10 protein-coding genes are annotated in these 13,084 nt (G+C 70.5%); 5 read left to right on the top strand and 5 right to left on the bottom strand.

Annotation, left to right across the window (positions count from 1 at the left end; translation table 11 throughout):
• Positions 1-31: 31 nt before the first annotated feature.
• The 5 genes from BM076_RS00050 to BM076_RS00030 all read right to left on the bottom strand — a co-directional run bounded on the left by BM076_RS00050 (position 32) and on the right by BM076_RS00030 (position 5,327).
• A complete protein-coding gene (locus tag BM076_RS00050) occupies positions 32-352 on the bottom strand; it encodes an L-rhamnose mutarotase (protein WP_093711212.1) in 321 nt (106 codons plus the stop codon).
• 71 nt (positions 353-423) lie between these two features.
• On the bottom strand, positions 424-1,524 hold the full coding sequence (gene rhaS, locus BM076_RS00045) for a rhamnose ABC transporter substrate-binding protein (protein WP_093711211.1): 1,101 nt from the start codon (positions 1,522-1,524) through the stop codon (positions 424-426).
• 164 nt (positions 1,525-1,688) lie between these two features.
• Positions 1,689-2,762, bottom strand: a complete 1,074-nt coding sequence (locus BM076_RS00040; protein WP_093711210.1) for an ABC transporter permease — start codon at positions 2,760-2,762, stop codon at positions 1,689-1,691.
• Entirely contained in the window at positions 2,755-3,810 is a 1,056-nt protein-coding gene (locus BM076_RS00035) for an ABC transporter permease (RefSeq protein ID WP_093711209.1), read from the bottom strand. Before BM076_RS00035 ends, BM076_RS00040 begins: the two co-directional genes overlap by 8 nt.
• Positions 3,807-5,327: a sugar ABC transporter ATP-binding protein gene (locus BM076_RS00030; protein ID WP_093711208.1), complete on the bottom strand. Its 1,521-nt coding sequence runs from the start codon at positions 5,325-5,327 to the stop codon at positions 3,807-3,809. The genes BM076_RS00035 and BM076_RS00030 overlap by 4 nt, the downstream gene beginning before the upstream one ends.
• A gap of 299 nt (positions 5,328-5,626) precedes the next feature.
• Here BM076_RS00030 and rhaI point away from each other — a divergent pair, with 299 nt between their 5' ends.
• The 5 genes from rhaI to BM076_RS00005 form a co-directional block, all read left to right on the top strand.
• The gene (gene rhaI / locus BM076_RS00025) at positions 5,627-6,793 is read left to right on the top strand and encodes an L-rhamnose isomerase (protein WP_093711207.1); all 1,167 of its coding nucleotides are present in this window, start codon (positions 5,627-5,629) and stop codon (positions 6,791-6,793) included.
• A gap of 165 nt (positions 6,794-6,958) precedes the next feature.
• A complete protein-coding gene (locus BM076_RS00020; RefSeq protein WP_093711206.1) occupies positions 6,959-9,013 on the top strand; it encodes a bifunctional aldolase/short-chain dehydrogenase in 2,055 nt (684 codons plus the stop codon).
• Between the two features lie 247 nt (positions 9,014-9,260).
• Positions 9,261-10,754, top strand: a complete 1,494-nt coding sequence (locus tag BM076_RS00015) for a rhamnulokinase (protein ID WP_093711205.1) — start codon at positions 9,261-9,263, stop codon at positions 10,752-10,754.
• A gap of 56 nt (positions 10,755-10,810) precedes the next feature.
• On the top strand, positions 10,811-11,635 hold the full coding sequence (locus BM076_RS00010) for a (Fe-S)-binding protein (protein ID WP_093711204.1): 825 nt from the start codon (positions 10,811-10,813) through the stop codon (positions 11,633-11,635).
• A partial coding sequence (locus tag BM076_RS00005; protein ID WP_107416911.1) for a lactate utilization protein B occupies positions 11,632-13,084 on the top strand: 1,453 nt, incomplete at its 3' end. The genes BM076_RS00010 and BM076_RS00005, both read left to right, overlap by 4 nt.

Here is a 13,084-nt window from a genome sequence, read left to right as displayed (position 1 = left end):
GCACGCGATGAATCGTTCCAACCTCCGTTGTTCACGGCAGGTGGAACACCTCGGTGAGCGGGACCATCGCCGCGTCCGGCGCGACGCCGTCCAACTCCTCGAAGAAGCCCGCCATTTCCGCCTGCCAGCGGGCGTTCACCTCCGTGCCGTCCATGGCCGCGCGGGCCCGGTCGAAGTCCTCGGTCTCCAGATAGCCGACGAGCAGGCCGTCCTCGCGCAGGAACAGCGAGTAGTTGTGCCAGCCGGCGGCGGACAGCGCCTCGCGCATCCGCGGCCAGACGTCCGCGTGCCTGGCACGGTACTCGTCCAACCGTTCCTGACGGACCTTCAGCAGGAAGCAGACGCGCTGCACTTGGGCTGTCCTTCCCCGTCGCCGCGGCCCGGGATCGCTCCCGGTCCGCGGCCGCGGACCCCGGGGGGATATCAGAAGTGGTACTGGTCGATGTTGGACTTGTCGAAGACGGTGGGCTTGCCGAGCACCACGGTGCTGTCCTTGCCGATGGTGTAGCTGCCCATGTCGCCCGCGGTGAAGGTCTCGCCGGGGGCGCCGGTGATCTGGCCGGAGGCGAGCGCGACGGCGGTGTAGCCGGCCAGCGCGCCGAGCTTGGCCGGGTCCCACAGCTCGAAGGACTGCACGGTGCCGTTGGTGACGTACGCGCGCATGTCGTTGGGCGTGCCGAGGCCGGTGAGCTGGACCTTGCCCTTGTACTTGGAGCCGCTCAGGTACTGGGCGGCGGCCTTGATGCCGACCGTGGTCGGGGAGATGATCCCCTTCAGGTTCGGGTACTGCTGGAGCAGGCCCTGCGTCTGCTGGAACGACGCCTGCGCGTCGTCGTTGCCGTACGCGACCTTGACGAGCTGGATGTCCTTGTACTCCGGCTTCTTCAGCTCGTCCTTCATGAAGTCGATCCAGGTGTTCTGGTTGGTGGCCGTCTGGGCCGCCGAGAGGATCGCGATCTGGCCCTTGTTGCCGATCTGCTTTGCCATCAGCTGGACTTCGGTACGGCCCAGGTCCTCGGCGCTGGCCTGCGAGACGAAGGCGTCACGGCAGTTGGTGTTGGTGTCGGAGTCGTACGTGACGACCTTGACGCCGTTCTTGCGGGCCTGGTTGAGCGCGGTGCACAGCGCGCCCGGGTCCTGCGCGGACACCGCGATGGCGCTGGCCTGCTGCTGGGTGAGGGTGTTGACGTAGGAGACCTGTCCCGCGGTGTCGGTGCCGCTGCTGGTGCCGACCTCCTTGTACTTCTCGCCGAGCGCCTCGACGGCCTTCTTGCCGCCGTTGTCGGAGATGGTGAAGTACGGGTTGTTCACCTGCTTGGGCAGGTAGGCGATGGTCAGGCCCTTCTTGATGGGCGCGCTGGGGTTGGCGGAGGCCGCCGCGGAGGAGCCGGAACCGCTCTTGGTGGAGTCGGAGTCGGTGCTCTTCTTGGTGGTGCCGCCACAGGCGGTGGCACCGATCGCGACGGCTGCCACAACGGCGACCGCGGCCGCGGCACGACGGGCGGGGGCGGTTCTGTACGACATGCGGGGTTCCTTTCGATGCCGCACGCGCGGCAGGTGACGACCAGTTGAGGGTGTACGGACGACAAGGACGTGGAACGGGGTGATGACGGGTCGGGCGCCGGGACGGTGGGGGTGCGGTCGGTTCGAGCGGTGGCCGCGGCGGCTTCAGGCGGCGGCCGGCGGGATCAGCCGGTGGCCAGGGCGGCGGCCGGTGGTGCCGCGTCGGCGGCTTTGCGCCGGGCCCTGGCCCGGCCCACCTGCCGGGCGACCCGCGGCGCCAGCACCGAGATCACCAGCAGGACTCCGGTGATCAGGATCTGGGACTGCGCGGAGACGTTGACCAGGCTCATCACGTTCTGCAGCGCGCCGAGCAGGAACACTCCGGCGACCGCGCCGCCGAGGGTGCCCTTGCCGCCGTCGAAGTCGATGCCGCCGAGCAGCACACCGGCGATGACGGACAGTTCGAGACCGGTGGCGTTGTCGTAGCGGGCGCTGGCGTAGTGCAGGGCCCAGAAGACGCCGGTCAGCGCCGAGACGGTGCCGGTGGCGACGAACATCGACAGCTTCAGCCGCTTCACGCGGATGCCGGCGAAGCGGGCCGCCTCCTGGGAGGCGCCGACCGCGAACAGCGAGCGGCCGACCGGGGTGGCGTGCAGCACGATCACGGCGATCACCAGCAGCACCGCCCACGGCACGGCGGCCTGCGGGATGAAGGTGCCGCCGATCCGGCCGGAGCCGAAGTCGAGGTACTGCTGCGGGAAGTCGGTCACCGAGTTGGAGCCGAGCACGATCTGCGCGATGCCGCGGTAGGCCGCCAGGGTGCCGATGGTGACGGCCAGCGACGGCAGTCCCAGTCGGGTCACCAGCAGGCCGTTGACCAGCCCGCAGACGACGCCGAGCAGGACGCACAGCGGGATGATCGTCTCGATGGACATGCCCTCGTTCCAGAGCTTGCCCATGACCGCGCCGGACAGGCCCGCGGTGGAGCCGACCGACAGGTCGATCTCGCCGGAGATCACCAGCATCGTCATCGGCAGCGCGATGAGCGCGATCGGCAGGGTGTTGCCGATCAGGAACGACAGATTCAGCGCGTTGCCGAAGTTGTCGACCATGGAGAAGGAGCAGATCAGCAGGACGACCAGCAGGGCGCCGACGACGGTGTCCCAGCGCAGCGAGTCCCGCGCCCAGGCCGGTACGGCGAAGCCGCCGGACGTGCCGGAAGTGGCTTTCCCCTGCGGGGACTTGGTGGGCTCAGGCATGGTGGATCGCGCTCCTTGTCTGTGCGGCCCGCTTGCGGAGCACCGCGGCCACCCGCAGGGCGACCACCCGGTCGACGGCGATGGCGAGCAGCAGCAGGATGCCGTCGATGGCCTGCACCCAGACCGAGCTGACGCCGATCGAGGGCAGCACACTGTTGATCGAGGTGAGCAGCAGGGCGCCGAGCGCGGCGCCGTAGACGCTGCCGGAGCCGCCGGTGAAGGCGACACCGCCGACCACCACGGCGCTGACGACGGTGAGTTCGTAGCCGTTGCCGGTGCCGGAGTCGACGTTGCCGAAGCGGGCGAGGTAGAGGGCGCCCGCCAGGCCCGCGAGGGCGCCGCAGACGATGTAGGCGGTGAGGATGCGCTTGCGGACCGGCACACCGGCCAGGCGCGCGGCCTCCGGGCTGGAGCCGAGCGCGTACAGGTCCCGGCCGCTGCGGTAGCTGCGCAGGTAGTACGCGGCGACGATCAGCACCACCGCGGTGAGCAGCGCCAGGTACGGGACGGCGCCGAAGCCGTTGTGCCCGAAGTCGGCGAAGCCGGAGGGCAGGTCGGCGGCGGTGATCTGCTTGGAGCCGAACCAGATGGAGTCCAGGCCGCGGATGATGTAGAGCGTGCCGAGGGTGACCACCAGCGCGGGCACCTGGCCGAGGCTGACCAGCAGGCCGTTGACGACGCCGAAGCCGATGCCGAGCGCGATCGCGATCAGCACGCCGACCAGCGGATTGCCGCCGCCGCGCAGGAACTCGCCGGCGGCGAAGGCGGTGATGCCCATGGTGGAGCCGACCGACAGGTCGACGTTGCGGGTGATCACCACGGTGGCCTGGCCGACCGCGACCAGCACGAGGATGGTCGCGTTGAGCAGCAGGTCCTTGATGCCCTGTTCGGACAGGAAGGCGTGGTTGTCGAGCTGGGTGGCCAGCAGCATCAGCACCAGGACGACGAGGATGGCCAGTTCCCTGACCTTCAGCACGCGGTCCAGGAAGCCGCTGGTGGAGGCGGCCTCCGGGGGCGCGGCGGACGCGGGTTTGGCGGTCATGGTCATGCCGCGTTCCTTCCGCGGCCGGTGGCCGCTGCCATGACGGATTCCTCGGTGGCCTCCGCGCGCGGGATGTCCGCGGCCAGCCGGCCCTCGTGCATCACCAGGACGCGGTCGGCCATGCCGAGGATCTCCGGGAGGTCGGAGGAGATCATCAGGACGGCGAGGCCGTCGGCGGCGAGCTGCGACAGCAGCCGGTGCACCTCGGCCTTGGTGCCGACGTCGATGCCGCGGGTGGGCTCGTCGACGATCAGCACCCGGGGATCGGTGGCCAGCCACTTGGCCAGCACCACTTTCTGCTGGTTGCCGCCGGACAGGGTGCCGACGACATCGGCGAGCCGGGCGTACTTCACCTGGAGGCGCAGCGCCCAGTCGACGGCGCGGCTGCGTTCGGCGCCGCGGTTCATCAGTCCGGCGCGGCTGGTGGCGCCGAAGCCGGTGAGGTTGATGTTGCGCTCGATGGACATCTCCATCACCAGGCCCTGCTCGCGCCGGTCCTCGGGGACCAGCGCGAGGCCGGCCGACATGGCCAGGCTCGGGGCGCCGGACTTCAGCGGACGCCCGTCGACCTCGACCTCGCCCGCGTCCCAGCGGTCCACGCCGAAGACGGCCCTGGCGACTTCGGACCGGCCGGCGCCGACGAGTCCGGCCAGGCCGACGATCTCGCCGCGCCGTACGTCGAAGGAGACGTCGGTGAAGACGCCCTCGCGGGTCAGCCGGCGCACGCTGAGCGCGACCTCGCCGACCTTCGCGTCCTGCTTGGGGTACAGCTCGTCCAGGTCGCGGCCGACCATCCGGCGCACGAGGTCGTCCTCGGTGAGGCCCTCGACGGGCTCGCTGGCGATCCAGGCGCCGTCGCGCAGGGTGGTGACCCGCTGGCAGAGCTGGAAGACCTCTTCGAGGCGGTGCGAGATGAACAGCACGGCGGCGCCGGACTCGCGCAGCGCCCTGACGACGCCGAAGAGCCGGGCGACCTCGCTGCCGGTGAGGGCGGCGGTGGGTTCGTCCATGATCAGGACGCGGGCGTCGAAGGAGAGCGCCTTGGCGATCTCCACGAGCTGCTGGTCGGCGATGGACAGGCCGCGGGCGGGCTGGTCGGGGTCGAGGTCGACGCCGAGCCGGCGGAAGAGGTCCGCGGTGGCCTGCCGTACGGACTTGTGGTCGACCCGGCCGAAGGACCGGCGCGGCTGGCGGCCGACGAAGATGTTCTCGGCGATCGAGAGGTCGGGGAAGAGGGTGGGCTCCTGGTAGATGACGGCCACACCGGCGTCGCGCGCGTCCGCGGGGCCGTGGAAGACCACCGGCGCGCCGTCGAGCAGTACGGTGCCGGAGTCCGGCCGGTGGACACCGGCCAGCGCCTTGATCAGGGTGGACTTGCCGGCGCCGTTCTCCCCCGCGAGGGCGTGCGCCTCGCCCGCGTACAGCCGCAACGAGACGTCGCGCAGCGCCCGTACCGCGCCGAAGGACTTGCTCACCCCCTCCAGCGCGAGGACCGGAGTCCGTTCCGGTTCGGGGTCGGTCATTGATGTCTCCTGGATCTCCCGGTCATGCGCCGCGGGGTGAAATGTTTCAATGGAGTTGCCGGGACGTTAGCCCCGCTTGATCAGGCCGTCAAGACTTCCGATGAGCCGTTTCGGGAGATCAACCCCCGGCGGACGCCCAAAGTCGGCTGGAAAGTCACCATCTAGCAGCGCGTCCGGGCCGCATGACACGATTCAATAACGGCAAGCACCCCCACATCGGGTTCACGTCATGACCATTGACATGGCGCAGCACCGCCCTTAAGGTGAGCCCTCAAATGAAACGATTCACAGAGGTTGCCATGACAGACCTGTCGGCCGTGAAGGCGGCGCTGAAGTCCCAGCGGATCGAGACCCCGTCGTGGGCCTACGGCAACTCCGGCACCCGCTTCAAGGTGTTCCGGCAGGAGGGCGTGCCGCGTAACCCGTACGAAAAGCTGGACGACGCCGCCCAGGTGCACGCGGCCACCGGTGTGGCGCCGATCGTGTCCCTGCACATCCCCTGGGACCTCACCGACGACTACGCGGCGCTGTCCACGTACGCCAAGGAGCGCGGCCTGACGCTCGGCGCGATCAATTCCAATCTCTTCCAGGACGACGACTACAAGCTCGGCTCGGTCGCCAACGCCGACCCCGCGATCCGCCGCAAGGCCGTCGACCACCTGCTGGAATGCGTCGACATCATGGACGCCACCGGCTCGCACGACCTGAAGCTGTGGTTCGCCGACGGCACCAACTACCCCGGCCAGGACGACATCGTCACCCGCCAGGACCGCTTCGCCGAGGCGCTCGCCGAGGTGTACGCGCGGCTCGGCGAGGACCAGCGGATGCTGCTGGAGTACAAGCTCTTCGAGCCCGCCTTCTACACCACCGACGTGCCGGACTGGGGCACCTCGTACGCGCACTGCCTCAAGCTCGGCGAGAAGGCGCAGGTCGTGGTGGACACCGGGCACCACGCGCCCGGCACCAACATCGAGTTCATCGTGGCCTTCCTGCTGCGCGAGAAGAAGCTCGGCGGCTTCGACTTCAACTCCCGCTTCTACGCCGACGACGATCTCATGGTCGGCTCGGCCGACCCCTTCCAGCTCTTCCGGATCATGCACGAGGTCGCCAAGAACAACGGGCTCGCCCCGGAGACGGGCGTCGCCTTCATGCTCGACCAGTGCCACAACATCGAGGCGAAGATCCCGGCGATCATCCGCTCGGTGATGAACGTCCAGGAGGCCACCGCCAAGGCGCTGCTGGTGGACCTGAACGCGCTGCGCGCCGCCCAGCTCGCCGGGGACGTGCTGGAGGCCAACGCCGTCCTGATGGACGCCTACAACACCGACGTCCGTCCGCTGCTCGCCGAGGTCCGCACCGAGCTGGGCATCGACCCCGACCCGATGGCCGCCTACCGCGCCTCCGGCTGGGCCTCCCGGATCGTCTCCGAGCGCGTCGGCGGCGAACAGGCCGGCTGGGGCGCCTGAGGCCCTCTTTTCAAGGCTCGGTTCGCCTCCGCCGCGCTAAGCCACTGTCGACGGTCGATCGTGCTCGGCTGCTCGTTCCTCACAGCCTCCGCGCGTTCTCCCTTTCAACAGCGGCCGCTCCGCTTCGGCTCACTCGCCACCAACCCACCCTTCGAAGGAATTCGCATGGCTTCCGCCACCAGCCCCGACGACAGTGCGGTCGGCGCGCTCCTCGGCCGTTCCAACCGGCTCGGCTCCGACCCGCGCAACACCAATTACGCAGGCGGCAACACCTCCGCCAAGGGCACCGCGCCCGACCCGGTGACCGGCGCCGACACCGAGCTGATGTGGGTCAAGGGCTCCGGCGGCGACCTGGGCACGCTCACGGAACCGGGCCTGGCGGTGCTGCGCCTCGACCGGCTGCGCGCCCTGACGCAGGTGTACCCGGGGGTGGAGCGCGAGGACGAGATGGTCGCCGCCTTCGACTACTGCCTGCACGGCAAGGGCGGCGCCGCGCCGTCCATCGACACCGCCATGCACGGCCTGGTGGACGCCGCGCACGTCGACCACCTGCACCCGGACTCCGGGATCGCCCTGGCCTGCGCGGCCGACGGCGAGGCGCTCACCAAGGAGTGTTTCGGCGACAGCGTGGTGTGGGTGCCCTGGCGCCGGCCCGGCTTCCAGCTCGGCCTGGACATCGCGGCCGTCAAGGAGGCGCACCCGCAGGCGATCGGCTGTGTGCTCGGCGGCCACGGCATCACCGCCTGGGGTGCCACCTCCGAGGAGTGCGAGCGCAATTCGCTGCACATCATCCGCACCGCCGAGACCTTCCTCGCGCAGCGCGGCAAGGCCGAGCCGTTCGGCCCGGAGCTGGACGGCTACGGGCCGCTGCCGGAGGGCGAGCGGCGGGCACGGGCCGCCGCGCTGGCCCCGCTGCTGCGCTCGATCGCCTCGCAGGACCGGCCGCAGGTCGGCCACTTCACCGACTCCCCCGAGGTGCTGGACTTCCTGTCCCGCGCCGAGCACCCGCGGCTGGCCGCGCTCGGCACCTCCTGCCCCGACCACTTCCTGCGCACCAAGGTCCGCCCGCTGGTCCTGGACCTGCCGCCCACCACGCCCCTCGACGAGGCCGCCGAGCGGCTGCGCGCGCTGCACACCGCCTACCGCGAGGAGTACGCCGCCTATTACCGACGGCACGCGGCCCCCGACTCCCCCGCCATGCGCGGCGCCGACCCGGCGATCATCCTCGTACCGGGCGTCGGCATGTTCTCCTACGGCAAGGACAAGCAGACCGCGCGCGTCGCGGGCGAGTTCTACGTCAACGCCGTCAATGTGATGCGCGGCGCCGAGGCGGTCTCCTCGTACCGGCCGATCGAGGAGTCGGAGAAGTTCCGCATCGAGTACTGGGAGCTGGAGGAGGCCAAGCTGCGGCGGATGCCGGCGCCCAAGCCGCTGGCGGCCCGGATCGCGCTGGTCACCGGGGCGGGCTCCGGCATCGGCAAGGCCATCGCGCACCGGCTGGTCGCCGAGGGCGCCTGTGTGGTCGTCGCCGATCTCGACGGTGACAATGCCGCGGCCGTCGCCGAGGAGCTGGGCGGTCCTGACAAGGCGGTCGCCGTCACCGTGGACGTCACCTCCGAGGAGCAGATCGAGGCGGCCTTCGCCGCGGCCGTCCTCGCCTTCGGGGGCGTCGACCTCGTCGTCAACAACGCCGGCATCTCGATCTCCAAGCCGCTGCTGGAGACCACCGCCCGCGACTGGGACCTCCAGCACGACATCATGGCGCGCGGTTCCTTCCTGGTCTCGCGCGCCGCCGCCAAGGTGATGATCGAGCAGAAGCTCGGCGGTGACATCGTCTACATCGCGTCCAAGAACGCGGTGTTCGCCGGGCCGAACAACATCGCCTACTCGGCCGTCAAGGCCGACCAGGCCCACCAAGTGCGGCTGCTCGCCGCCGAGTTGGGCGAGCATGGGATCCGGGTCAACGGGATCAACCCCGACGGGGTCGTCCGCGGCTCCGGCATCTTCGCCGGCGGCTGGGGCGCCCAGCGGGCCGCCGTCTACGGCGTCGAGGAGGCCAAGCTCGGGGAGTTCTACGCCCAGCGCACCCTCTTGAAGCGGGAAGTCCTCCCCGAACACGTCGCCAACGCCGTCTTCGCCCTCACCGGCGGCCAGCTCACCCACACCACGGGGCTCCACATCCCGGTCGACGCGGGTGTCGCTGCCGCTTTTCTGCGATAGCAGGGTGGCCCTTCTCCGGTGGAGGACAGTGCCCCGTAGGGGCGCTGGGGGCACCTCCCAGCGGTAGCTGGGGGAGGAACTGCGCGACCAGCCGTCGCGGCGCCGCAGGCAAAAAACCGCCCCCAGCGGGGCAGACGCTGTCTGTTCCACGACCACCGGGCCGGTGGGGGCGGGCCGCGCAGTTCCCCGCGCCCCTACGGGGTCCGTACCTCCGCAGCGAGCGGAGCGCAATTCGTCAAGGAGAGGCATGACCAGCACACCCCCAATCGCAGGCGCAGCCAGGAGCTACGCGGCCGTCGACCTGGGCGCGACCAGCGGTCGCGTGGTCGTGGGGCGGGTGGGCCGGGGGGAACTGACCCTCACGGAAGTGAACCGCTTCGCGAATGTGCCGGTCAGGCTGCCGAGCGGCCTCCACTGGAACCTGCCGGGACTGTTCACCGGCATCCTGGACGGCCTGCGCGAGGCTGCGCGAACGGCCCCGGCCGTGACCTCGGTGGGTGTCGACACATGGGCGGTCGACTACGGCCTGCTGGACGCGGACGGCGCCCTGCTGGGCATCCCGTACCACTACCGGGACGCCCGTACGGCGACGGTCGCACCGCAGGTGCGGGACAAGGCCGGCGCGCAGGAGCTGTACACCGTCAACGGCCTCCAGCACCTTCCGTTCAACACCGTCTTCCAGCTAGCGGCGGCCCGCGACACCGCCCAACTGGCGGCGGCCGAGAAGCTGTTGCTGATCCCGGACCTGCTGACGCACTGGCTGACCGGCAGTGTCGGCGCCGAGGTCACGAACGCCTCGACCACGGGCCTGCTGGACGCCCGCACGGGCGAGTGGTCGCGGGATCTGGCGGCCCGGATCGGCCTCGATCCGGCGCTGCTGCCGCCGCTGCGGCACCCCGGTGAGAGCGCCGGTGAGCTGCTGCCGCACATCGTGGCGGCGACCGGCCTGGCGGCCGGCACCCCGGTCGTCACCGTGGCGTCGCACGACACCGCCTCGGCGGTGGCCGCGGTGCCGCTCACCGCGCCGGGCGGCGCGTACATCTCGTGCGGCACCTGGTCGCTGGCCGGTCTCGAACTGCCCGGGCCGGTGCTGACCGAGGCGTCGCGGGCCGCGAATTTCACCAATGAGCGCGGTGTCGACGGCACCTTCCGCTATCTGCGGAACATCATGGGCATGTGGCTGCTGGAGGAGTGCCGTCGGGTCTGGGCGGCGCGCGGCGAGCCGTCCGAACTGGCCTCGCTGCTGGCGGACGCGGCGCGCGCCGAGCCGTTCGCGGCCGTGATCGACCCGGACGCGCCCGAATTCCTGGCCCCCGCGGACATGCCCGCCGCGATCGCGGAGACTTGCGTCCGTACGGGGCAGCGGGCGCCCGCGAGCCGGGGCGCGCTGGTGCGCTGCGTGCTGGAGAGTCTCGCGCTCGCGCACCGCAGGGTGCTGCGGCGCGCGGCCGCACTGGCCGGGCGGGACATCACCCGGATCCATCTGGTGGGCGGCGGCAGCCGCAACGACCTGCTGTGCCGGTTCACGGCGGACGCGACGGGCCTGCCGGTGATCGCCGGACCGACCGAGGCGACCGCGCTCGGCAACATCCTCGTCCAGGCCCGCGCCGACGGCCTGGTGGGCGATCTCGCCGAGATGCGCCAACTGGTCGCCGACACCCAGGAGTTGCGGCACTTCGAGCCGAGCGGCGACCTCCGCGCCTGGGACGCGGCCGACGCCCGTGTCGTCACGGCCCCCTGACCATCCGTCACCTCCCGACCCCTGACCACCGCCCGTACGACCCCGAGGGAGCCGCGATGCGTGCCGCCCTGTTCCTCACCTGCGTGAACGACACGCTCTACCCACAGACCGGCCGGGCCGTCGTCGCGCTGCTTGAGCGGCTCGGCGTCGAGGTCGACTTCCCGATGGGGCAGACGTGTTGTGGGCAGGCGCACTTCAACACCGGTTACCGGCACGAGGCGGAGCCGCTGGCGCGCCGCCAGGCGCGGGTCTTCGCCGGCTACGACTACGTGGTCACGCCCTCCGGTTCGTGCGCCGCCATGGTGCGGGACATCTACCCGCGGCTCGGCGAGCGGGCCCGGGAGGAGGGGCGCGGCGACGAGTTGGGCCGGACGCTGGCCGATGTGGTGCCCAGGACGTACGAGTTGACCGAATTCCTGGTGGACGTACTGGGGGTGACGGACGTGGGCGCGTACTTCCCGCACACCGTCACCTACCACCCGACGTGTCACGGCCTGCGGATGCTGGGGCTCGGCGACAGGCCGCGCCGGCTGCTGGAGGCCGTACGGGGTCTGGAGCTGCGGGAGTTGGAGGGCGCGGAGGAGTGCTGCGGCTTCGGCGGCACCTTCGCCGTGAAGAACCCCGACGTGTCGGCGGCGATGGCGGCGGACAAGGTACGGCACGCCGAGGAGACCGGCGCCGAGGTGCTGTGCGCGGCCGACAACTCCTGCCTGATGCACCTGGGCGGGACGATGTCCCGGCAGCGCACCGCGATCCGCCCGGTGCACATCGCGGAGATCCTGGCCAGTACGGAGGAGAACCCGCTGACGGTGCCCGCCTCGGGGGCTCCGGTCCATGTCGCCACGGGCGGCAGCACACGCACCAAGGGAGCCGTCCGATGAGTGGTACGTATCTGGGTCTGCCGTCGTTCCCGAAGGCCGCCGCGGCCTCCACCAAGGACACCCAACTCCGCGCGAACCTCACCCACGCCACCCACACCATCCGCGACAAACGGGCCAAAGCGATCGGTGAGCTGGAGGACTGGCCGCAGCTGCGGGCCGCAGGCGCCGCGGTCAAGGACCACACCCTGCGCCACCTCGACCACTACCTGCTGCAGTTGGAGGCCAGCGTCACCGCCGCCGGCGGCACCGTCCACTGGGCCACCGACGCCGACGACGCCAACCACATCGTCACCCAGCTCATCCGTGCCACCGGCGAAACCGACGTCGTCAAAGTCAAATCCATGGCCACCCAGGAAATCGGCCTCAACGCGGCGCTGGCGGAGGCCGGGATCACCGCCTACGAGACCGACCTGGCCGAACTCATCGTCCAGCTCGGAGACGACCAGCCCTCCCACATCCTCGTCCCCGCCATCCACAAAAACCGCCACCAGATCCGCGACATCTTCCGCGCCAACATGGCCGACTGGGGCCGCCCCGCCCCCGAACAACTCTCCGACACCCCCGCAGACCTCGCCGAAGCCGCCCGCCTCCACCTCCGCGAAAAATTCCTCCGCGCCAAGGTCGCCGTCTCCGGCGCCAACTTCATGATCGCCGACACCGGCACCCTCGTCGTCGTCGAATCCGAAGGCAACGGACGCATGTGCCTCACCCTGCCCGACACCCTCATCTCGGTCGTGGGCATCGAAAAGGTCATCCCCACCTTCCAAGACCTGGAAATCTTCCTCCAGACCCTCCCCCGCTCCTCCACCGCGGAGCGCATGAACCCCTACACCACCCTGTTCACCGGCACCACACCCGGCGACGGCCCCACCACCTTCCACCTCGTCCTGCTCGACAACGGACGCACCGACACCCTCGCCGACACCACCGGCCGCCACGCCCTGCGCTGCATCCGCTGCTCCGCCTGCCTCAACGTCTGCCCCGTCTACGAACGCGCCGGCGGCCACGCCTACGGCTCCGCCTACCCCGGCCCCATCGGCGCCATCCTCACCCCCCAACTCCGAGGCACCCAAACAGAACTCGACGCCTCACTCCCCTACGCCTCCACCCTCTGCGGCGCCTGCTACACCGTCTGCCCCGTCGCCATCAACATCCCCGAAATCCTCACCCACCTCCGCGAACGCACCACCCAAGGCGGACCCACCACCACCAACGGCAAAAAAGTCACGATCAAACCCGCACGCGGCCACACCACCGAACGCGCCGCCATGCGCGCCGCCCGCTGGACACTCGACCACCCCACCCTCATGAAGCAGGCCCAGAACCTCGCCACCCGCACCCGACACCTCCACCCCACCCGACTCCCCGGACCCGGCAAAAACTGGACCCACACCCGCGACCTCCCCACCCTCCCCACCCACACCTTCCGCGACTGGTGGAAGAACAACC

Source organism: Actinacidiphila alni, from assembly GCF_900112845.1.
GTDB lineage: Bacteria > Actinomycetota > Actinomycetes > Streptomycetales > Streptomycetaceae > Actinacidiphila > Actinacidiphila alni.
The sequence above is the reverse complement of the archived record's forward strand: the minus strand, read 5'-3'. Positions and strand labels throughout refer to the sequence as shown.

Bases quoted from the DNA above. Each gene is read 5' to 3' on its own strand.
- rhaS (WP_093711211.1), bottom strand. From the start codon at position 1,524: ATGTCGTACAGAACCGCCCCCGCCCGTCGTGCCGCGGCCGCGGTCGCC.
- BM076_RS00040 (WP_093711210.1), bottom strand. From the start codon at position 2,762: ATGCCTGAGCCCACCAAGTCCCCGCAGGGGAAAGCCACTTCCGGCACG.
- BM076_RS00035 (WP_093711209.1), bottom strand. From the start codon at position 3,810: ATGACCATGACCGCCAAACCCGCGTCCGCCGCGCCCCCGGAGGCCGCC.
- BM076_RS00030 (WP_093711208.1), bottom strand. From the start codon at position 5,327: ATGACCGACCCCGAACCGGAACGGACTCCGGTCCTCGCGCTGGAGGGG.
- rhaI (WP_093711207.1), top strand. From the start codon at position 5,627: ATGACAGACCTGTCGGCCGTGAAGGCGGCGCTGAAGTCCCAGCGGATC.
- BM076_RS00020 (WP_093711206.1), top strand. From the start codon at position 6,959: ATGGCTTCCGCCACCAGCCCCGACGACAGTGCGGTCGGCGCGCTCCTC.
- BM076_RS00015 (WP_093711205.1), top strand. From the start codon at position 9,261: ATGACCAGCACACCCCCAATCGCAGGCGCAGCCAGGAGCTACGCGGCC.
- BM076_RS00010 (WP_093711204.1), top strand. From the start codon at position 10,811: ATGCGTGCCGCCCTGTTCCTCACCTGCGTGAACGACACGCTCTACCCA.